This window comes from Moorena sp. SIO3E8 (assembly GCF_010692445.1).
In the GTDB taxonomy this organism is placed as follows: Bacteria; Cyanobacteriota; Cyanobacteriia; order Cyanobacteriales; family Coleofasciculaceae; genus Moorena; species Moorena bouillonii.
In genome coordinates, this window is record NZ_JAAHHM010000008.1 from 63,474 (window position 1) to 83,910 (window position 20,437).

The 20,437-nt window shown below is 42.4% G+C and carries 21 protein-coding genes and 1 tRNA gene; 10 read left to right on the forward strand and 12 right to left on the reverse strand.

The annotated features are described in order from the left end of the window. The 3 genes from F6K46_RS05820 to F6K46_RS05830 all read right to left on the reverse strand — a co-directional run bounded on the left by F6K46_RS05820 (window position 1) and on the right by F6K46_RS05830 (window position 2,334). Entirely contained in the window at window positions 1–330 is a 330-nt protein-coding gene (locus F6K46_RS05820) for a hypothetical protein (protein ID WP_075899926.1), read from the reverse strand. A 34-nt stretch (window positions 331–364) separates the two neighbouring features. After that, window positions 365–871, reverse strand: coding sequence for a hypothetical protein (locus F6K46_RS05825; RefSeq protein ID WP_293054634.1), 507 nt, complete (start codon window positions 869–871; stop codon window positions 365–367). 83 nt (window positions 872–954) lie between these two features. Then, the gene (locus tag F6K46_RS05830) at window positions 955–2,334 is read right to left on the reverse strand and encodes a phage tail sheath C-terminal domain-containing protein (protein WP_293054636.1); all 1,380 of its coding nucleotides are present in this window, start codon (window positions 2,332–2,334) and stop codon (window positions 955–957) included. Window positions 2,335–2,845: 511 nt separating this feature from the next. Here F6K46_RS05830 and rlmN point away from each other — a divergent pair. Next, entirely contained in the window at window positions 2,846–3,901 is a 1,056-nt protein-coding gene (gene rlmN, locus F6K46_RS05835) for a 23S rRNA (adenine(2503)-C(2))-methyltransferase RlmN (RefSeq protein WP_293054665.1), read from the forward strand. A 299-nt stretch (window positions 3,902–4,200) separates the two neighbouring features. On the opposite strand, the gene F6K46_RS05840 is transcribed toward rlmN, so the two are convergent. Continuing rightward, window positions 4,201–4,383 carry a replication restart DNA helicase PriA gene (locus tag F6K46_RS05840; protein ID WP_293024026.1) on the reverse strand — a complete coding sequence of 61 codons (183 nt, stop codon included), beginning with the start codon at window positions 4,381–4,383 and terminating at the stop codon, window positions 4,201–4,203. A 1,240-nt stretch (window positions 4,384–5,623) separates the two neighbouring features. Here F6K46_RS05840 and F6K46_RS05845 point away from each other — a divergent pair. Further along, window positions 5,624–6,823: a glycosyltransferase gene (locus tag F6K46_RS05845; RefSeq protein WP_293045963.1), complete on the forward strand. Its 1,200-nt coding sequence runs from the start codon at window positions 5,624–5,626 to the stop codon at window positions 6,821–6,823. 111 nt (window positions 6,824–6,934) lie between these two features. Here the strand turns inward: F6K46_RS05845 and F6K46_RS05850 are convergent, their stop codons facing one another. Further along, the gene (locus F6K46_RS05850; RefSeq protein WP_293045961.1) at window positions 6,935–7,198 is read right to left on the reverse strand and encodes a hypothetical protein; all 264 of its coding nucleotides are present in this window, start codon (window positions 7,196–7,198) and stop codon (window positions 6,935–6,937) included. 228 nt (window positions 7,199–7,426) lie between these two features. Between F6K46_RS05850 and F6K46_RS05855 the strand changes: the two genes are divergently transcribed. From F6K46_RS05855 to F6K46_RS05875, 5 genes are all read left to right on the forward strand, one after another. Next, the gene (locus F6K46_RS05855; protein WP_293054638.1) at window positions 7,427–7,738 is read left to right on the forward strand and encodes a hypothetical protein; all 312 of its coding nucleotides are present in this window, start codon (window positions 7,427–7,429) and stop codon (window positions 7,736–7,738) included. 244 nt (window positions 7,739–7,982) lie between these two features. Then, the gene (locus F6K46_RS05860) at window positions 7,983–8,330 is read left to right on the forward strand and encodes a hypothetical protein (RefSeq protein WP_293054640.1); all 348 of its coding nucleotides are present in this window, start codon (window positions 7,983–7,985) and stop codon (window positions 8,328–8,330) included. A 299-nt stretch (window positions 8,331–8,629) separates the two neighbouring features. Continuing rightward, the gene (locus F6K46_RS05865; protein ID WP_293054667.1) at window positions 8,630–9,607 is read left to right on the forward strand and encodes a glycosyltransferase family 10; all 978 of its coding nucleotides are present in this window, start codon (window positions 8,630–8,632) and stop codon (window positions 9,605–9,607) included. Window positions 9,608–9,613: 6 nt separating this feature from the next. Next, window positions 9,614–10,621, forward strand: a complete 1,008-nt coding sequence (locus F6K46_RS05870; RefSeq protein WP_293054642.1) for an Npun_R2821/Npun_R2822 family protein — start codon at window positions 9,614–9,616, stop codon at window positions 10,619–10,621. Window positions 10,622–10,631: 10 nt separating this feature from the next. After that, on the forward strand, window positions 10,632–11,552 hold the full coding sequence (locus F6K46_RS05875) for an Npun_R2821/Npun_R2822 family protein (protein ID WP_293054644.1): 921 nt from the start codon (window positions 10,632–10,634) through the stop codon (window positions 11,550–11,552). A 55-nt stretch (window positions 11,553–11,607) separates the two neighbouring features. On the opposite strand, the gene F6K46_RS05880 is transcribed toward F6K46_RS05875, so the two are convergent. The 3 genes from F6K46_RS05880 to F6K46_RS05890 all read right to left on the reverse strand — a co-directional run bounded on the left by F6K46_RS05880 (window position 11,608) and on the right by F6K46_RS05890 (window position 12,931). Continuing rightward, window positions 11,608–11,757: a hypothetical protein gene (locus F6K46_RS05880; protein ID WP_293054646.1), complete on the reverse strand. Its 150-nt coding sequence runs from the start codon at window positions 11,755–11,757 to the stop codon at window positions 11,608–11,610. Window positions 11,758–12,279: 522 nt separating this feature from the next. Further along, a complete protein-coding gene (locus tag F6K46_RS05885; RefSeq protein WP_293054648.1) occupies window positions 12,280–12,462 on the reverse strand; it encodes a hypothetical protein in 183 nt (60 codons plus the stop codon). Further along, window positions 12,446–12,931, reverse strand: a complete 486-nt coding sequence (locus F6K46_RS05890) for a hypothetical protein (RefSeq protein WP_070393250.1) — start codon at window positions 12,929–12,931, stop codon at window positions 12,446–12,448. Before F6K46_RS05890 ends, F6K46_RS05885 begins: the two co-directional genes overlap by 17 nt. Between F6K46_RS05890 and F6K46_RS05895 the strand changes: the two genes are divergently transcribed. Beyond that, window positions 12,918–13,076, forward strand: coding sequence for a hypothetical protein (locus tag F6K46_RS05895; protein ID WP_293054651.1), 159 nt, complete (start codon window positions 12,918–12,920; stop codon window positions 13,074–13,076). The genes F6K46_RS05890 and F6K46_RS05895 overlap by 14 nt on opposite strands. Window positions 13,077–13,157: 81 nt before the next feature. Then, entirely contained in the window at window positions 13,158–13,769 is a 612-nt protein-coding gene (locus F6K46_RS05900; RefSeq protein WP_293054653.1) for an FAD-dependent oxidoreductase, read from the forward strand. 54 nt (window positions 13,770–13,823) lie between these two features. Here the strand turns inward: F6K46_RS05900 and F6K46_RS05905 are convergent. Together F6K46_RS05905 and F6K46_RS05910 are read right to left on the reverse strand one after the other, a co-directional pair. Further along, window positions 13,824–13,895: transfer RNA gene (locus F6K46_RS05905), tRNA-Asn, on the reverse strand. 217 nt (window positions 13,896–14,112) lie between these two features. Next, window positions 14,113–16,290: a serine/threonine-protein kinase gene (locus F6K46_RS05910; RefSeq protein ID WP_293054655.1), complete on the reverse strand. Its 2,178-nt coding sequence runs from the start codon at window positions 16,288–16,290 to the stop codon at window positions 14,113–14,115. Between the two features lie 417 nt (window positions 16,291–16,707). On the opposite strand from F6K46_RS05910, the gene F6K46_RS05915 reads away from it, so the two are divergent. Beyond that, a complete protein-coding gene (locus F6K46_RS05915) occupies window positions 16,708–17,976 on the forward strand; it encodes a serine/threonine-protein kinase (protein ID WP_293054657.1) in 1,269 nt (422 codons plus the stop codon). A gap of 731 nt (window positions 17,977–18,707) precedes the next feature. Here F6K46_RS05915 and F6K46_RS05920 read toward each other — a convergent pair. After that, window positions 18,708–20,042, reverse strand: a complete 1,335-nt coding sequence (locus F6K46_RS05920) for an endoribonuclease (RefSeq protein WP_293054659.1) — start codon at window positions 20,040–20,042, stop codon at window positions 18,708–18,710. A 170-nt stretch (window positions 20,043–20,212) separates the two neighbouring features. Beyond that, window positions 20,213–20,437: hypothetical protein (locus F6K46_RS05925; RefSeq protein WP_293054661.1), on the reverse strand; the 225-nt coding region annotated here is incomplete at its 5' end.

Genomic DNA, 20,437 nt, shown 5'->3' on the forward strand with positions numbered 1-20,437 from the left:
TTAGGTTTTTTTTTCCGTCAACCCACTGATTTGTCTAATTTGAGCGATCAAAAAGTTAACCAACCCCAGATGCATCTTTTTGACTTGTTCTAAGGAAAGCGCTGGCTTTACCAGTGATTCCTTGATCATCAACAAGGGAATTAACCCTGGATCATTTTTCCCGGCTTTCATAATTAGCCCAAACGTACCAATAGTCAAAGGACGTAGCTGCACAACCACATCAGCCTCTGACTGCTGATTGCTTTGAGTAGGTTGCAAGATATGTGGAGGCACTACAACATTAAAGATAACGGTAGAACCAGCTAGGAGTTCTTCTGGTGTTGGTTCCATTTGAGCATTGAATTCATTAGTTATTTGTCATTGGTTAACTCTTTTCCTCTGCACTAATGCGTAAAGCTTTAAAGCTAACTCCTTCCATCACAAAATCATCTTCAGGTAATTGAAAACTCCAGCTTTCAAACTTAACACCAAACACAGTAAGGGTACTACTTTGGTCAGGAAAGGCTGGATTTTTCAGCGCAATTACGATATTAAAGGAAGGTTGAGGAATTGCGGCAACTGGTGGAGGACTTGTTGCTCCATCACCCAGCAGCAGCCGAATTAAAGCCCCATTAACATGAGCTCGTTGCACGAAGCCAGAAACATTGATATTTCCGGGACGCAACTCCGTTGGGAAACGCTTACCAATTTCGTGGTAAGGTCGTAACTCATTTTCTACCTTGACCGTTACGTTCTGTAAGCGCCCAACTATACTCGAAAATTCATACTCACCAATTAAACTATCCGCAAGTTTACCTTCTACTGACTCACTGTCATCGACAGCTAGAACTAACGAGGCATCAGAACCGCGAAAGACATTAACATTGGGCATACTAGTCCTCCTAAATATTTCCGAAATTTAAGGATTTTCATCCTTCGTTGTGAGGGCAGCTGATGGTGCGTGACTGTCTTTTTTTACTCGAGATACATCGTCACCTGGATAAAGTCGATGCTAAAGGTTGGCATTAGAGTCATGGTAACCATCACCTTCCCTTCTTTTTCTTGAGCGCGGGTTGCTGATACATCAAGTTGATAACTTACCAAGGCTTCATTATCTACCATGCGCGTCAAGAAAGCATTCAGGGTAGCTTTCATAGCTCCCCGCACTCGTTCATTATTCAACTTACCTATATAGGGATTGCAACTGCTACGAACTCCGTAGATTGCATAGTCTACAATCCGTCTGGTAGTGATTTGCTTCCAGGCTCCATCATCAGTGGTTATTCCCTTAACGATGCGAAATCCAGCCCGTTTTTCTACTGTTAAAACACGGTTTGTGACCAGTTTTTCCAGTTTTGCACTGTTAAATTCCGTAGTTAGACCTTCAATTGTTAGGGTTTTGTTAGTGGGACTGGTTTGTACAGGCAACGAAGAAAGCATCCCAGCCACAGCAGCAGCTAGGTAACTACCGGGTAGCTTGTTTTGCTTTCCTTGAGATGAAACCAAAATTCCCGGTGCTGTAAAAATGATGCGGTCATTATTGAGGGTGTGACCAGTAATAGTTTCTAAGCTATCTTTACCGTTGGTAAAGCCACTACCAATGATGCCAATGCGCTCTCGCTTGATTCCTGCTGTTGTCTTCAGGTGTCCCTCTAGAGCGGTTAACATCGCTGTTTTGCTAACATCTTGCCCAGCCAGTAGCACAATGTTAACGATTTCGTTTTCTAGGAGAGCTAAACTTCTTTTGTAATCGTCACTGGCGGCATCAGCACCATTGTTGCCTCCACTGAAGTTGGCATCATTTACGGGGTTTGGTTTTCCCGGTTTTATAGTCTCCTCAGCCTCCACCAAAGCGGATTTTTGATTAACCTCAGTCTTGAGTTCCTCAATTGTTTTTACTGAGTATGTTTCCTCAATTCTGTCCTGGAAGAGTTTGACTGTTATTTCTGTGTTAACTGTAACTGTAATCTTGATCTCATTGCCCCAATTACCAGGAGTTTTAGCTTGCAGCGTCAGCAATGTCTCCGAATCCGATTTCAATTCATATTTTGCCTTAGAGCAGCTTGACTTTGCAGCTGTCCGCACGGCATAAACTGTTTGCCCTCCATTTTGATAAATCAGCTCTAGAGCACGAATTAATGTAAGTTCATTTTTAGTCCCATCTTGCCACTCGTCACTTTTCCCAAAAATTTCCTTAGCTTCAGACAAGCTACCGAGCAATTGCACCTGGTCTACAAGTCCTTTTTCCGCTGTGCCAACAATTCCAATGTTCCCTGTAACTACCCCGCCAGGACTAATTAACCCCTGATCACGCACCTCAATGTAAGTGCCTGGTAAAACCATCGTCTGAGTCATGAAAACCTCCACAGGAATTCAACGATCATACTAATTATCCTGCGCACTTTAAAATTTTACTAGTGCATCACTACCATCGGATTCCAGAAGATAATTGCCCTGAAAAATTAGTTAAACTTTGTACCGGGTCTGAAATAGCCTATAATTAGGAGGTTTGTCCAGGGCAAAACCATCTAATTTTTTTATACAAATGACTAAAATTATGTACTGAGGATTTAACACGAGGATCCCTGTCTAAATAAGAAGTAGCGATCGCCATGGTAGTTTAACTTAACGATAATTCCTGTTATAGCAATTCTCTATGCCATGAGGTACAAAGGGATCCCCCGTTGGTCCCCCTTATCAAGGGGGACTTTTAGGTTTAAAAGCGTACCTCATAAATCCTAGAAACGCTATAGAATTATTTGCTCTGATCAGATCCTGATATCCTATTTCCCCTAAAGCCCTTATGTGCCCAGATGTTTCTATCCCTCAACCAGACCTCAGTAGCAATGGTTCAAACGTCCAAACCATGACTAATGTCAGGGAGTCAGTCTCACCACTGGTAAACTCAATTCCGCCATTGTTAGGAGCTTCTATAGTAGAGTTAACCAGCTGGATACAACAACAGGGACAACCAGCTTATCGAGGACGTCAGTTACACGGATGGATTTATCAAAAAGGAGTGCGATCGCTTTCTCAAATTTCTGTCTTTCCTAAACAGTGGCGTAACACCCTCGCCGATGTCCCCATTGGTCGGTCAACGTTACACTACCGCTTAGAAGCAAAGGATGGTACGGTAAAATACCTGCTCCAGTTATCAGATGGTCAAATTATTGAAACTGTGGGTATTCCCACACCAAAGCGTCTGACCGTTTGTGTGTCTTCCCAGGTCGGTTGTCCCATGGCTTGTGACTTCTGTGCTACTGGTAAAGGCGGATTCACTCGCAATCTAGCTCGCCATGAAATTGTCGATCAGGTTTTAACAGTAAGAGAAGATTTTCAACAACGAGTCAGCAATGTGGTGTTTATGGGTATGGGAGAACCCTTGCTGAATACCGAAGCTGTGGTAGGTGCAGTCAAGTCTCTTAATCAGGACCTGGGGATTGGAGCGCGATCGCTTACTATCTCAACAGTTGGTATTCCCGGTCGTATCCGCCAACTCGCTCAGCATCAACTACAAGTCACCCTTGCCGTCAGTCTACATGCCTCAAATCAGCAGCTACGGGAGCAACTGATTCCTAGTGCCAAGCACTATCCTCTCAAAGCACTATTAGATGAATGTCGAGACTATGTAAACTTAACAAGTCGCCGAGTGACGTTTGAATATATCCTTTTGGGTGGACTGAATGACTCTCAAAAACATGCTGTTGAGTTGGCTAAGAACCTGAGGGGGTTTCAGAGTCATGTCAATTTGATTCCCTATAACCCCATTAGTGAGGTAGATTACCAGCGCCCTAGTTACCGCAGGATTCAAGCCTTTGTTGAAGCTCTTAAGCAGCAACACATTGCTGTCAGTGTACGCCATTCCCGTGGTCTTGACAAAGACGCCGCTTGTGGACAACTTAGAGCATCTAGGAGTAATTAGAAGTAGAGAAGTAGTGTTTTGTGGAAGTGAAAAAAAAACACAAGGGATGTTTTCCTGACCCTTGTGTTAAAAACCTACCCTTGTGAGTTCGGCGTTGCTGAATCTTCGAATGAATAGGAGTAGAGTGGGCATCCTGCCTGCCTTCGAATGAATAGGAGTAGAGTGGGCATCCTGCCCGCCCGAAAATCTAAGGAACGGGCAAGATGCCCATTCCACGCAAGATGCCCATTCTACAAAACTCTTAAAATCATTCCCTTATTAAGCAACGCCGTGAGTTCGCCCCCTCACCCCCTCATTGCTTAAGCACTAGGAGCATAGATGCCAGGGGCATAAGCCTCAACCACCCTGCCAGTGCGAGAGCAGCTAATCATTAAATAATCACAGACGGGGCATTGAGTCTGGGTTAGGTGAGTGTTTTGACAATAAATCTTTTGAGCACTACTGCCACAATTAGGACAGTAAACGTTCTGTGTTATCTGCATGTTAAACCTTGTTTTATTCAGTCAGTTATTAAAAAATGACTGCCTCTAACAAGCACCGACCCTGGTTCAACCATCTACTAGTACCGCTTTGGTAAATTCAAAATGAATTATTCAAAATTCAGATCCCGGTGCGCTTTCCGTAGGCGAATTAAATTCGCCACGGGTCGCACCGCAAGCTGATGATGTAAGCTTTTCGTTGGTTTTGAATGGTAGCTTTACTTTATTTGTGCTGTCTTGTACTAGTTAGATATAACCACTCAACTGATTAATCTGGAGGCAGCAATCGTTAATCTTTCCTTAACTATTGTATTTAAGTCTTATTTTTTTGGGAATTAATTTAACAATACTTAGCAATAGTGTTTACATATTTTAATATTCCGCACAAATTGGCACTCCAAGACTAGGTGATTTTTATTAAAAATAAGCTTCTATCCTATTGATCCCTAATTGATACCTCATGATTTTATGTTATTTTTTATACAAATGATTGAGAATATCTACCGTAGATAAAACTAGTTTTATGACAAAAGATGTGAGATATGATACCGTATTCGGTTGATTACTTATCATATCCGAGATCGGGTAATTGGATCGGGTAATTGGTCATTGGTAGTTGACGATTCTCGATCCATCTGTTAAATGGGTTAACCAATCCGTTGCCCCATCTTCAATAGCAGACACTAGCATAAGCATATGCGCTACAGATGGTGCTACTTGAGGTGCCGTCAGCCGTGAGCTAAAAGCTCACGCTACTTGAGGTGCCGTCAGCTTAAAATAAACCTCGTTCGCGTAGCATGCCCATCGCGCAAACAGGATAATTTAATAGTTCGAGATTAATCAGAATTGAAAGTCTGGGGATTTGCGAACAGCTTTGTGGCACAGGCTTCGACGCTGTGACCCATCGCGCATAAGCTGATACGCGACACGCTGATAGCTGAATGCTTACACACTAGCAATCGCCCTATTGCTGGAAATTAGAGATGTCCGGACGGGATGGTTTGATGAAAAGTAAGAGTGTTATAGCACTACGCATTAAGCTTAGGACATTCCTAAACTCAGCAAACTTAGTCATAGCTTACTTCTGACTTCTGACTTCTAACTTCTGACTTGCGCGTAGCGCTATATAAGGGGATAGCTTGGTAAAATTTGGGCAGTATGGTGGTAGAGATCTCAGTAAATAGACTACTTAAGTATTAATTGCAAACAGACTATCTGATCAATTAACACTTCTTAACTAATAATGAATAAACACTATATCTTTTTTACCAGAAGTACTTTACCATTACCCAATGCTGCCCACTTAGTTCATGATGTCAATTCCGCCAATGCTGCTGCTAACCTTGGTTATTCTACTGTTTTAGTCTATCTCCACCCCCCAGAGAAATCCCTAAATCCCTTAGACTGGGTTTATCCCTTTAGGCTCCAACAGCCACCGGAAAACGTGACCAAGTTTTACAGTATTCAGGATCAGCTCAAGGTGGCTCCCCTAGCTATGCCTTGGCCCATTGGTCACATCAAAGGCAAACTGACTAGCCCCAGCACAATCGTTTGTCGTTACTATTTTCCAATTCATATTTTTCCCCATACTCAAATCTTACACACGTTGGATTGGAATTTAGTCAAAACAGCCATCAAGCATGGTATACCAGTCATTTATGAGCGGGAACATTATAAAAAAAGTGACTATGATCAATCCATTGTCCAAAACCCACTTTTTCAAGTCGCAGTCACCGTAGCTGATAATATTCGGGACGATATGATTCGTAGGGGTATGCCCCCAGAAAAGATTATCAAACTCCATAGTGGCTTCAATCAGTCTTTTTTAGTAAGACAACCAGAACAAGCCTCTGAATGGCGCAAAAAACTTTTGGTGGATAACCGCCAAAAGTTAGTGGTCTATTCAGGAGGACTCTATCGCTTCAAAGGGGTAAACTTATTAGTTGATGTTGCTAAGGAATTACCACAGATTCAATTTGTCTTTGCTGGTGGCAATGAATCTCAAGTACAGTCTTATCAGCAGCTAGCTAAAGAAAAACAAGCTAACAATGTTACCTTCTTAGGTTATATTCCCCACCAGCAGCTTCCCAGCTTACTCCAAGCTGCTGATGTTTTGGCTCATCCTCACTGTTCTGGTGAGGCGGCTAGCTTTACCTCTCCTCTGAAGCTCTTTGAGTATATGGCTTCAGGAACTCCGATTGTGGCAACGGAAATTCCTCCGTTGATGGAATTTAAATCGTCCAGTGCTATTGCTGGCTGGTGTCAACCAGATAACCCAGCTCAATTGACTCGTTGCCTCCAGCAGGTATTAGAAACCTATCCCAGAAACGTGAATGGTTATGCTGCTCAAATTGAGTGGGGGAGTCAGTTCTCTTGGGAAAATAGAATGGCCAAAATTATGAGCAATGTAGCAGAATATATGCATCCTATAATATCTGATTAATACGGTTACATTTAGGGTTAAAGTAAGCATTTAGCTATTAGCTAATGGGCTACAGATGGTGCTACTTGAGGTGCTTTTGAATCAAAGAGGTAAGCATTCGTTTAATCTCAGTTAAGTCAAAGCGCTTGTGGCCTGTGCCACAAAGCACCTCAAGTAGCGTGGCCAAGGGCTTTTCACCAGACTTTCAATTCTCATGAATCTCTCAATAATTAAATTATACCCAAAGAGGTTTATGTTAAACTTTTGGCGTAGCGTGAGCCATTCGCGTAGCTTGGCCAACGGCCAAGGCTCACGGCTGAGCACTGATGGCTGAGCACTGATGGCTGACAGAGGAGTACCCACCAGCTCCTGATAAGTGGGTATAAATAAACCCACTTACTGATCTCAATTTCGGTTATGCTTACTAAAAATACTTATAGATCTCGAGAGCTCGAGATCGGGGGATGATATGATGAGGATATCAGCTAAAGAAGAGGAAAGAATAAGACATGACCACATGACCATGTCAGCCTCCTTCACCTGATCGTTTCATGTCTAATCTAAGGACTTTATTAAAAACATTCTAAGATAAGTTTATCAAGGATCAGTTAACTAGATAGACTCATGACAATGCCCAACTTTTTAATCATAGGTGCAGCTAAGGCTGGAACTACTTCAATTTATCGATATCTAAAGCAGCATCCGCAAATCTACATGAGTCCTGCCAAGGAACCTAGGTTTTTTGCTTTTGAAGGTGAAAATTTAGATTTCCGTGGGTTAGGAGATGAAAAAGAAGCTGATTTCATTGTCACTAATCTTGACGCCTATCGTAACCTATTTAAAAAAGTAAATAATCAAGTAGCTATTGGGGAAGCATCTACAAGTTATCTCTACATTGCGAAATCTGTTGAACGCATAAAGTACTACATTACCTAAGGCAAAACTGATCGCCATTATTCGAGATCCAGCATAAAGAGCCTATTCCAACTATTTACATTTAATCAAGCAAGAGCGCGAACCACTGGATTTTGCTGAAGCTCTTGCCCAAGAAGAGGAGCGGATCAAAAATAACTGGTGGTCTTTCTGGTACTATAAACAACGGGGACTTTACTATGTCCAACTAAAGCGTTATTTTGATGCGTTTGACAAAAGCCAGATAAAGGTTTATCTATACGAATATTTGACTAATAATTCTCTAGGTATGCTGAAAGATATGTTTGTTTTTTTGGAGATAGACGATACCTTTACCCCAGATATATCTGAAAAAGTTAGGCAAGCTCCTCGCCTTCCCAAGAACAAAGCGTTGGAATCATTTTTGAACCAACCGCACCCAGTTAAATCAATTCTAAGTCCATTGCTTCCTACTGGCCTAAGGGATAAACTAGTTAACAAGATTAGATATTTAAATCGTGGTAAACCTAAGTTAGCACCAGCAGTGCGGAAGCAATTGATTGAATTCTATCGCGAGGATATCCTCCAGCTTCAAGATTTGATTGGTCGGGATATTTCCCAATGGCTAAAGTGTTGAACATTAAGTGAACAAGTAAGTTGACAATTATAAGTTGACAATTAAGTTAAGTAAGTTAAGCTGTAAGCATTCAGAAGTCAGCCGTCAGCCGTGAGCTAAAAGCTCACGCTGCGCGAACAGCTTATTTTATTCAAAAGCACCGATTGCGCTACTTAAGGTGCTGGGCGAATAGTAGTACCTCAAGTAGCGCATAGGCTGATAGCTGATAGCTGAATGCTTACGTTAAGCTTAAACTAAGCTGATCAAATTATTATCAACTTAAACTTGATGAGTTAGGGAATTAAGCTATGTCCAAAACTATGGACAAAAAAGTTATCGGTATGATAAGTAGCTATAAGGCACTGAAACCCAGTCCTGTTGATTGGCTATGGAAGCAAACCCCTCGTCCTTTGGGGGTTTGGAAAAATATTCAAATGATAGCTACTGCACCTCAACCGGATTTTTTACTGCTATACAACTTTAACGAATTTTCTGACATCGAACCACGATTACCCAAATTTGGCAACTTTTTTGGGCTAGCTCACAAGCCCCCTGAGCCGAAAGTCCCAGATCTCAAGACTCTCTTGCGGGGAGTGCCAAAAGAACGGATTATTTCTTTGGTGCGGGAACCTCCATTCCCAGAACGGGAAGAGATCCGAATTAATGAATATAAACAAGCTCAGGAATACTGTGGCTATGTATGTGGTCCTGATGATTTTGCGCCCATTCCTGACTATATGCCTGCTATTTCATACCACAACAATTCGTTTCGTGAATTGAATGAAATGGGAGCACCTGAAAAAACTCGTTCTTGTTGTTGGATTACCTCCGGTATTGCTCGTACGGCTAATCATCGTCAGCGTTTGGCGTTTTTGAAGCTGTTGAGGGACAGTGATCTAGAATTTGACGTGTATGGACGGGATTTGCCAGACTGGGTAAACGGATATGGAAAAGTAGGGAATAAGTGGAATGCGATGGCTCCTTATTACTACAACCTGGCGATTGAAAACTATGCTGGTAATGATTGGTATGTGAGTGAAAAGTTGTGGGATGCTTTATTAGCGTGGTGTTTACCCATCTACTATGGTGGTTCTGGTGCTGATAAATTATTGCCTCCAGGAAGCTTTTTGAGACTGCCAAGTGAGGATGAAAAGGGTTTAGCTTACATTCAGGAAGTGACCGCTACACTGGATGCATGGCATGAGGCTCTAGATGCGATCGCAGAAGCACGTCAAATCATTTTACATGAGTTGAATTTACTCAACTTCTTGTCTAAGGTAGTGGAAAAACTGGGGTAAGTCTAGATGAGCACAGGAATTTATACATTAGCTAATGATGTGGTTTACGACCAACTGGTAGCACTGCTCAATAGTATAGAAGTTAATGCTGGCAAAGAGACTCCAGTTTGTGTGATTGCCTACAATGATCAGTTAGACAAGGTCCGTCAAGACATTGCCACCCGAGATAATGTAATCTTGCTGGATAATCCAGAACTATTTGTCCGTTGGGAAGAGTTTTCCTACCGTGTCTGGAAAACTCACCCCTCAGCCTTACAAGAATGGCAGGCACAAGGCATGAAGACGAAATTTTATCGGGTTGGTGAAAATCATCGTTACTGTGCCTTTGATCCAGAGAGTCCATTTGAAAAATTTATCTATCTCGATGCTGACACTCTGCTGATGAATTCGTTAGATTTCGTCTTTAAGCAGTTAGATGAGAGTGATTTTGTGGTTTATGACTTTCAGTATAAAGACCCAGCACATATTTTTAACGTAGGCTCACCGAAGTTACTAGAAGTATTCGATGAATCCCAGATTAATTCAGAAATTTTCTGTTCCGGATTTTATGGGGCTAAGCGAGGATTATTTCCTGAAGAGCAGCGAGAATGGTTAGTTTCTAAATTAGCTAATGGGGAAGCAGAGGTTCTGTATAAGCGAGCCCCTAACCAATCTGTACTCAACTACATGAGGATGAGGTCTGGGTTATCAATCCATAATTTTGCTGTGAGTTTGCCTAAAGATAAAAGAACCGGTAATTCGGTAACATCTCCTCACTTTGAGGTTCGGGATAATCTACTTTATGATCATGGGAATCGCCTGACTTATCTCCATTACATTGGAATCAAATCAAAAGTTTTCAATAAACTGTGTGCTGGGGAAAATATCGACTTTCCCTACCGGGATATTTTCTTACATTACCGATATTATCATCAACCCGAAAAACGTCCTCAGTTTACTACTAAGGCTAAACCTTACAACCAGCCTCCTAGTTTAACCACTAAAGTATTCAAGAAGTTAGGATTGAGTCGTTGAGGCAGATTTTATGAATCGTGGAATTTACATCACTGCTAATGACCGGGTGATTGAGCAGTCTATTGCGTTACTAAATAGTATCCGCTCTTATGATAGCGATACCCCAATTGTTTTGATTCCCTATGATGACAATTATCAAAAGGTGGCTCAAATTCTGAAAGAGTCCTATGGGGTAGAGATTTATCCAGATTTGGCATTTATCGAACGCCTGTCTACTAAGCTACACGAAATTTTCGGGGAAGGATTTTTTGCTAGACCGAATCAGTTCCGCAAACAGGCTTGCTGGTTTGGAACCTTTGATGAATTTATTTATATCGATACCGATATCGTTGTTTTTGAGAAGATAGCAGATACTCTTGACTACCTGGCTGACTATGATTTTATTTGCTGTGATTACCAGCATGTCGGGGGAATCACTAATGTTTTCACCCCTAAAGTTATTGAAGATAATATTTTTAGTGAAGCGGAACTGAAGGATATCTTTAATGGGGGGTTTTGGGGAGCCAAGAAAAATAAGATTAGTGAAGAAACTTTATATGAAACCTTTGCTGAGTGTGCGGCTCATCCCGAGTATTTTGACTTTTCCCAGAAAACCTCCGATCAGCCGATTATCAACTATATGATATTGAAGCAGATGCACCACCGATTTAATATTGTGCGTAGACCAGGGGGAGCTCCAGGAAATTGGGCAGGTAGTAAACAATTTCAAACCCAAGGAGTACGACTTATTGATCCAAATTTGAATCAACCCCTACAATATCTACACTGGGCTGGTATTCGTATTCAGCCTGGTTGTCCTTATTGGGATATCTGGAAACATTACCGCTATTTGAATGAACCTATGCCAGAGGATGAGTCTTTGCAGCCTAAAACTCAGAAGAGCTTATGGGAACAAATTACCAACAAATTACACAAATCACTGAAAAAGTAAAGCGGATTTAGTCCTAAAAAGGTGACAAAAAGGGTTAATGAAGTAGTCTCAGATGTCAGTTTGATGGTAAGTTACTCACAACTTCTTCTGTAAAGTCCGATGCCGGAGGAGCAGAAGAAGTTGAGTCGGTGCTCATTAAACCGAAATCTGACGATAAATAAAGTACTAAGGTGAAGGTGATAGCTAAGATAAGTTTTTCCAACATTTTACACTCCTCTAGTCGCAACGTCATCTAGTAGTAACGTTATTAAGTAGTTACCCCTATCTTCAGTATCCTGAATTTTTCGTGGATCGTGGGTGATCCTACGGTAATAGGGGTTGTGACAATTGTCATAACTTTAGGTGACGTAAATCATCGACAAAAAGTTTCTTTTGTGCCAATAAAAATAGGTAGAGAGTTGGTTCACTCACAGATGGGGTGATGGGGTGATAGGGGGATGGGTGATGGGGTGAAGTTAATTCAAGTTAATTCAAGTACGGCGAAGGATTTGGGTGATCTAATGATTTTGCTGCCAGTATAGTTGTGTCAAAATATTTTCTCCTAGTCATACTTTCTCAAGTTTGTGAGAAATCTCAGGATTACTAGTTAAGTTTTTGAGCCTCTAGCGGCAGCACTGACCCAATCGACTAAAAAGGTCAAAATCACGAAACATGCGCAGCGTTACCACTACACTGCTATAGTCAAAGCTGCTCAATTGTTCGGTCAGCAACAGACCTAACCCTCCAGCTACGACTTACCGACCATGACAGTCTCCCGGATCCAGACTTCCCAGCGATAGAGGATATAAGCTAGGAAACGGGGCAAGTTAATCGGCAATATTCCATAGAGAAATAGCAGGGTTCCTGGAGTTCCCTGGGCTTTCAAGGCTTCTAAAGGAGGCTTTTCCAGGTTTTCATTGGTTTCTGTCATTAATCTGCCTAGAATACCGAGGTTGTTTAATCCCAGTGCGATCGCACCGGGTAAAATTCCAGGAAACAGGACAAACAGCGCTACTATTGCCCAAATCGGTGGGGGAATGGCTCGGCAAAACAGTAGAACTATCCGAGGCACGCACCAGTATTGTCCAACCTTGTACCGACGCAATAGTTAATGCCTTGGGATTGGGATTGAGCAATCCACCGGGAAGGATAAAATTATGGGCTGCTGGAAAAGACAGAACATAGAAAAATGTCCACAGTTGCTCGTAACGCAGGGACTGTAAACTCAGAAACATCTGATAACCTAATCCTCCAGCACCAATAATCCCCAGTACTGTTGCTGAGCGAATGGCACAATCAAAGCGATAGACAGTGTAGGAAAGAAGATTTAAAAAGGCTTGGGGAATCAGACTGTACAGAAGTGCAGTTAAGGGGGATACGCCACTATTGAGCAAAGCCATTAAGGGTTCCCGTGGCGTTTCATCCAGAATTTTTGATTACTTGTCGATTGATATTGGCAGTACGCCAGCAACAATGTTAACGCCGGGAGCGGACAAGTATGCGATCGCTGCTAAACCCGTCCCTAAGTTTTTGGCAGCTTGGTAGAAAATCGTGGCAGGAGTAACACAGAAGCCAAAGCGACCTCTGAGCCTTGGTATCGTTGGTAGTGGGGCAGGGGGAGTATAATTGGCACTGAATGTACAAAAGAAATTACATAAACTATTGCATCAACGATTGACTAATGATTCCCACCCCAGTAATAATTTACAAATTCACCTGTTCCATCGAGGCACTAAACTGTTACCCCATCACAATTCTTGGGTCAGCAACCACTTAAAAAAAATTTTATTACAGCGGGAAATTCAGCTTCATTTACTCGAACGTGTCAGCCAAATATCTCCCCATTTCGATCAGAATCAACTGAATCAATCGATAGCAAACAATAATAGTGACAGTGCTCATTTAGACCCCCAATTACTACCCCAATTACTAACGGTAATCTGTGACTCTGGATTAAAGCTAGAATGCCATCATGTCTTTTGGGTCACTCAAGCTTCGGCTCCGAGTTGGATTAAAGCCTCAGGATTAACCACAGATGAGCGAGGATTTATTCTCGTGGCTGATACCCTCCAATCAATTTCCCACCCTCATATCTTTGCAGCCGGTGATATTGCTACTATGCAAAATTACCAACGTCCCAAAGCGGGGGTATTTGCCGTTCGTCAGGGCAAGCCGTTATTTAAAAACCTGCAACGAATTGTATTAGGAAAAAAACTTATCCCCTCTCCATCCCTATAGTAAGACGAGTGGGGAGTCCCGCTAACAGCGCGTTAATTTAACGTATTAATTAAACTCCCCAGGCAAGATTCGAACTTGCGACCAATCGGTTAACAGCCGACCGCTCTACCGCTGAGCTACTGAGGATTGCCAAACAATTGCTCTTCACATCTACTTATTATAATCATACAGTACAAAGTCTGGCAAGTACTTTCGCAAATTTTTTTGAAATCACTGTGGTGTCGGGAGTTTTGAGTACAAGGCAAAGTAAACAATAAATAGTTAACACTAAGCAGTCAAGTAAATATAAGCCAGTCAGTAGTCATCAGTCAGTAGTCACCAGTCAGTAGTCAACAATACTATCCTAATCGTTGACTTCTTGCCACTGTAGCCCATGCTTGAGTGGGGAACGGCTTGATTCAACGTTGACCTTGAGCAACGGTTTTTGGTTAACCCCTGATTGCCTTTGTTTTTCTAACACTGCTCTAGCTAATGCAGCTTGTCGTTCCACTTCTTCCTTTAAATGCTGCTTACGGGAATACTCAGCTATCTTGATTCTCGCTTTCTGGTAGGTGGGGGTTTCTTTAGGGATTTGAGACAAATACACTAGCGCTTGAATAAAGTTACCCTGTCCTCCTTGTTCATAGGCTTCTTGTAACAAATACTCTGCTCGAATCTGTTGCTTTTGCTGATATTCCTTCAGCTTTGGTTGGACTTTAGCACCGGTGGGGGTTTCTGGATGGATTTGTTCGAGTAGTGCGATCGCATTGCTAAAGTCTTGGGCTAATGCTTGTTTGTAGGCTTGCTTTAATAACCCTTGGGCTTCTGCCTCAAGGCGAGGTTTTGCCTTCTTGACTAAGGGCTCCATCTTCTTTTGCCAAAAGCCAATTGAGGGCATTTTATCGTATCCCTCAAGCACATCTGACCATCGTTCTTGATAAAAGGCTTGCTCTGTAGCCTTAAATAGAGCTTCAGCACCTTGCCATTGTTGCTGCCACTGTTGAACCGTATTTAGAGATTGTTCATAGATCAGACTATCGCTAGGAATCGATTCTGCTAGTGCGATCGCTTCCTCCAAATCACCGGCTTGATAGTGTTTGATTGCCTTTTGTAGAATATCAAATTCAGAACGAGACGCAGAAGCATTCAGTAGAGCATAAAGTCCGATTAAAATCGCTATACCATTTGAGCTTGCTGCTCCGACTCCGATTCTTTTCAGTAAAGGTGGCAATTTTGGCCAGCTATATAGGGCGAATTCCCGTACATACACTTTCCAATGTAATTCCGGCTCATAATTGCTAATTTCTGATTCGTTATTACTAGTTTGTGAGTCTTGAGTGCTGAGTGTTTCCTGCTCAGTTTTGACTCCTGAGTCAGACAATGGCGCTGCCTGTTTTAATTCTTGTGAGCTAGACTCCCTAGTCAGTGCTGAGTCTTCAATGGTAACCCTTGAGTCAGACTGAGTATCCAGCACGCTTAATTCAAAAGTGTCATTGTCACTAAACTCGATACTGAGTGCTGAGTGCTCGGTTATCAGTTCTGAGTCAGACTGAGTATCCAGAACCTTGAATTCAAGAGTGTCATTGTCACTAAACTTGATACTGAGTGCTGAGTGCTCGGTTATCAGTTCTGAGTCAGACTTAGCAATAGATACTTTTAACTCAGGACTTTGAGTAGACATGAGTGTTTTAAGTACGATTAATGCATCATTTGCTGACTGATAACGCAATTTGCTGTTGTAAGAGACCATATGGTTGAGTACAAACGCCATTTTATCGCTAACCGATACATGGTTTCGCCAATGAATCTCACCAGTCTCAGGGTCAGCCAATTGCATTGGGGTCATGCCTGTGAGGGCGTGAATCGCAATCATTCCTAGGGAATAAATGTCACTGTTAGGAAAGGATTGACCAGCAAGTTGCTCTGGGGGTATGTAGGCGAAGGGACGAATTGTGCTGGATGCATCAGACCATGGATACTCGGTCAGATGGGCTTTGATTGGCTTTGAATTAATCAGCTCAGCAGCACCAAAGTCAATCAAAACTAGCCTACGGTCTGACCCTCGTCTGATTAGGTTATTGGGTTTGAGGTCTCTATGAATTATCCCTTGGCGGTGAATAAATTCTAGAATGCCTAGAACATCTTCTAATAGTTCAATGCACTGGTTTTCGCTAAAGCGTTTATTACTGTTTTGGCTGATTGGCAGTTCAGTACTAAGAGTTTCTCCGACAATTAAGTTTTGAACTAAGTAAAATCCCTGGTGATCTTCAAAATAATCAACTAGACGGGGAATTTGGTTATGGCTGCCCAGTTTGATCAAGGTTTGAGCTTCATTGAGCCAGAGACGTTTAAGAAATTGCCATTTTTGAGGATCATCGCTTTTGGGCTGAAGATACTTAATCACATAGCGGGGATGGCCTTGTTGTCGGGTATCCTCTGCGATATAGGTTTTGCCAAATGCCCCAGCACTTAAAGATTCAATGATTTTATAACGCCCGTTGAGGAGCTTTCCCCATAAGGAATGATTTGGATTAATTTTCAAAGAATTTTTTCCTACCAGAATCACTTCTATTTAGTTTTTTTCAAGAAACCAACAGTGTTTCCGGAATTAGTGGTTTACAGAAGTAATTAGATTTGCTGTAGTGTCACCCGGTAGGAAATCGGATGTAAGCAATCAGCTATATTCAATCAGCTATATTAAATAAGATATATTCAATCAGCTATCAGTGATCAGCCATTTTAATGATGGACGTTGCTCCCGTTGCGGGATGATCTGAAAATTGTTGACAACCCCAAAGCTTCCACTCTTCACCCCTCTTCCCTCTCCCGATTTTGTCCTCATTTGCTACAACAGAAAACAACTGGGTATAAAAACTATATGCCAGGATAGATATTAGATGTGTGTTCTTCGGTGGTCATCATATTCGCTTCTTAAACATGGACAGTTGAAATTAGCACTATGAGTAAGGATTTAGACTTTAGCCCCCAGGGCTATGAAATTAAACAAGAGTTAGGACAAAATCACGCTGGGGGTAGAGTCACCTACCTGGCGACACAACTGGAGACTCAGCAACCTGTTGTGATTAAGCAGTTGCAGTTTTCCCAATTAGGCACTAGCTGGGCAGAATACGACACTTATGAACGAGAAATTAAACTCCTGCAGCAGCTCAATCATCCTAGTATTCCTCGCTATATCGATTCTTTTGACACTCCCACTGGATTTTGCTTAGTCCAAGAATATAAACCAGCACCTTCCCTCGCCGAAGATTACCAGTGGACACCACAAGAAGTTAAGCAAATTGCGATCGCGGTCTTGGAAGTCTTGGTTTACTTGCAACAGCGCCAACCTCCTGTGATTCATCGAGATATTAAACCAGAAAATATTTTGGTTGATAGACAGGGCAACTTGAAGGTGTATCTAGTAGATTTCGGTTTTGCCCGGATAGCAGGTGGGGATGTGACCCTCAGTAGCGTTGTTAAAGGTAGTGTAGGGTTTATGCCACCAGAGCAGATGTTTAATCGGCAATTGACCAAAGCATCTGATCTGTATAGCTTAGGAATAACCCTGATTTGCTTGCTGACAGGGACAAAATCTAGCGAAATCAACACCTTAGTTGATGAGAATTATCGGATTAATTTCAAACCACTGTTGCCCAAGCTAAATCCCCAGTTTATTCATTGGCTCCACAAAATGGTGGCACCTAACCTCAAACATCGCTATCCCGATGCAGCAACTGCCCTAAAAGCCCTGAAGCCGATTGATGTGGTGAATGATGTCACTCCTCTAAAAACACTGTTGCAGGCTATACAACCAACAAAAGCAGTAGTCAAACTTGCCACCCTCAGTCTTGTGGCTGCTTCTTCATCGGCTATAACCTATGCCTGGATCACCAGTCCAGCCAGACAGTTGCTAACCAGTGGAGAATGCCAAGGCTGCAATCTCCCAAATATCAACCTACAGGATAAGAACCTCAATAAAGCTAAGCTGGAGGGGGCTAATCTGAGTGGTGCCGACCTAGAGGGGACTAACCTGTGGAAAGCTAACCTCAAGGGGGCTAACCTGTCGGGAGCTAACCTCAAGGGGGCTAACCTAAACGGTGCTCTCTTGCATGGTGCTAACCTGGGCGGAGCTAACCTCAAGGGCGCTAACTTAGACATCAAGAGGGCTAAGCGCTGGCGTATTAACCTCAAGGGCGCAACTATGCCTGATGGCTCTTTACATAAGTAAGCTGTTATGCATGAAAAATGCCGGAAGCATTCAGCGGTCAGCGGTCAGCCGTCAGCTTAAAAGAAACCTTAGCACCTCAATTAGGGTGCCCATAGCCCATAGCCCATAAGCTGATAACTGATAACTGATAACTGATAACTGATAACTGATAACTGATAACTGATAGCTGATAGCTGATAGCTGATAACTGATAGCTGATAGCACCTCAAGAAGCGTGGGCGTAGCGCATTAGCTGATAGCTTACAAAATGCTTAACAGCAAGGGAGAAGGCAGAAGGTATAAGGCAGAAGGGACAAGAGTTTCAGCTTTTTTTCCTGATCTAAGCAAAGGTCGTTTCAATGGGCGATAGCTTAGTCCGATCCTGTCTGGTTGAATACTTATCATTCTGGGTTTTTCGTCAATTGAAAATCGATAATTGAAAATTAACAATTAATAATTAACAATTAACGATTGATTAACCGTAAGCATTCAGCAGTCAGCAATCAGCAGTCAGCCATTAGCCCTTGGCCACGCAACTTGAGGTCCCAAAAGCCAACGTAACTCAGCATTATTCCAATGCTTACCTGTTGTCTTGATGCAGTCGCTCATGGGGGAAACCCCCTGTTCCCTTGCTGCATCGCTTATTCAAAAGCTGAACGCGCACGCGTGGGCGTAGCGCTAATCGCTGATAGCTGATAGCTGAATACTTACGATTAACCTAAATATCAAGTGATTAACCTGATTCGAGATGACTAGTTAAATTGAAAGATGTGACCAGAACGAGCACGAGAGTATTTCACTGTTGCTATCTGGTTAGAGGAGCGATCGCGTACTGTGATCAATCCTGATTTATTGCTCAACTGCATAGAGGATTGAGTTAAACGGGTGATGGGGAAGCGCTTAACTTCTAAGGGCTGAAGAATCCCACTCAGGAGTTGGGGACGACCTAGTTTATCTGCCATCTCCCAGCCAGTGAGGTCAATGGCTTCACTGGTAACATTCTTCAACTCAACCCACTCCCTTCCCCCTTCATCGGAGCCTTCAGGATTAGGTAATGCCGCTACGACTACCACAGGACCATCATTCTTGATGATACCCTCTACTCGCACAACTTTTGTACCATCCTCTTCTTTTGTGCCATCCTTGCTCAGGAAGATGGGAAAGAAGGAACGAATAAACTCGCCACGGCTACCATTGGGATTGGTACTGCGGTAGAGGACTAAATCGTAAGTGGCATCATTGATAGTAATTCGAGCCTTGTCACGAATTTTGCCGTAGACACTTTCATAATAGGCAACGGTTGCGAGCGCGATTTCACATTCAGGGCTTGGTCCAACAAAAAATCCGCCTTTCTTCTTGAACAATTTAGCAATAACATTGCCTCGAATATCAGTCACATTTTGGGTCATTTGTAACGTGACAACGTTGGGATTATTCGGTCCTTGATTACCTCGTAAGTCATACTTGTAGCCGAGAAAATTAACTCTATGATTTTGTTCATCAAGGTAGAATTTTACCCATGAGTGATAACCAGAAATGCTGCCAAGGGTTTCTCGTTGATCTCCAGAGCGGATATTGTATTTTCCTTCTCCAACAAATACATGCTCAAAGCCAGAAGCAAAGTGAGTTGATTTGCCCCTGAAGTAATTGGTGTAGAGTTCAAACCAGATGCGCTGTAGCTTGAGTCTAAATTGCTGCTCCGAAAGAGTTTCACCTAACTCTTCGTTAATATACTTTCGGGCAAGCTGTATCGGTTTTGTAGACATAATCAGAGAAATAAAATCTAACTGCTCATGTTCTTCTTCTTCAGGAGTAACTTCTGGGTCAACAGAGCGGATAGCGTAGTTATCTAAGAGTTTAATGAAACTGCTATAAGTGCGGGTTTTATTCAATTTGTCTTCATTGACTTTATAGAATAAGGGTCGGGTGGCTAAGTCAATTTCCCGTTGACCACTAGCTTTGACCTGCTCATCTAATAGAATGTCAGCAGTTTCGTCTTCCCATTCTCCGGAACTAGTGCGAGTGCTAACCGAGAATTGGTTTTCGTCACTTTCCCAAATTTGTTGATAAATATTGGTTTCGCTCATTTCTCTATTTTATAAGTCCAATGATGTAAAGGTTGTTGAGGATATCTATGCCAAGTTGAATGATATACGGTCAACGGTCAACGGTCAATAAATTTATTCTAGGCTAAGGATTTTCAGGAAACAGCACCCTTGAGGGTACTTTTTTATTGCTCCTGAAGCAGGGTATAATCTCAAATTTGATTTGTAGTTATACTCAAATCTTGCACCATTCTCAATAAGCTTGGTTCATGTAGGGTGGGCAGTGCACCAGACAGATAATGAAGCTTGCGTGCGACGTGAAAGCGTCTGAATGAATCGAAACCTGAAATGGTTTTCTGAGGAGTGCATCCCTCAGCCTGCCGAGATGAGAGGGGAAGAGTAATCGGAACCTGTGTGCAGATTCTCGATAAAATCCT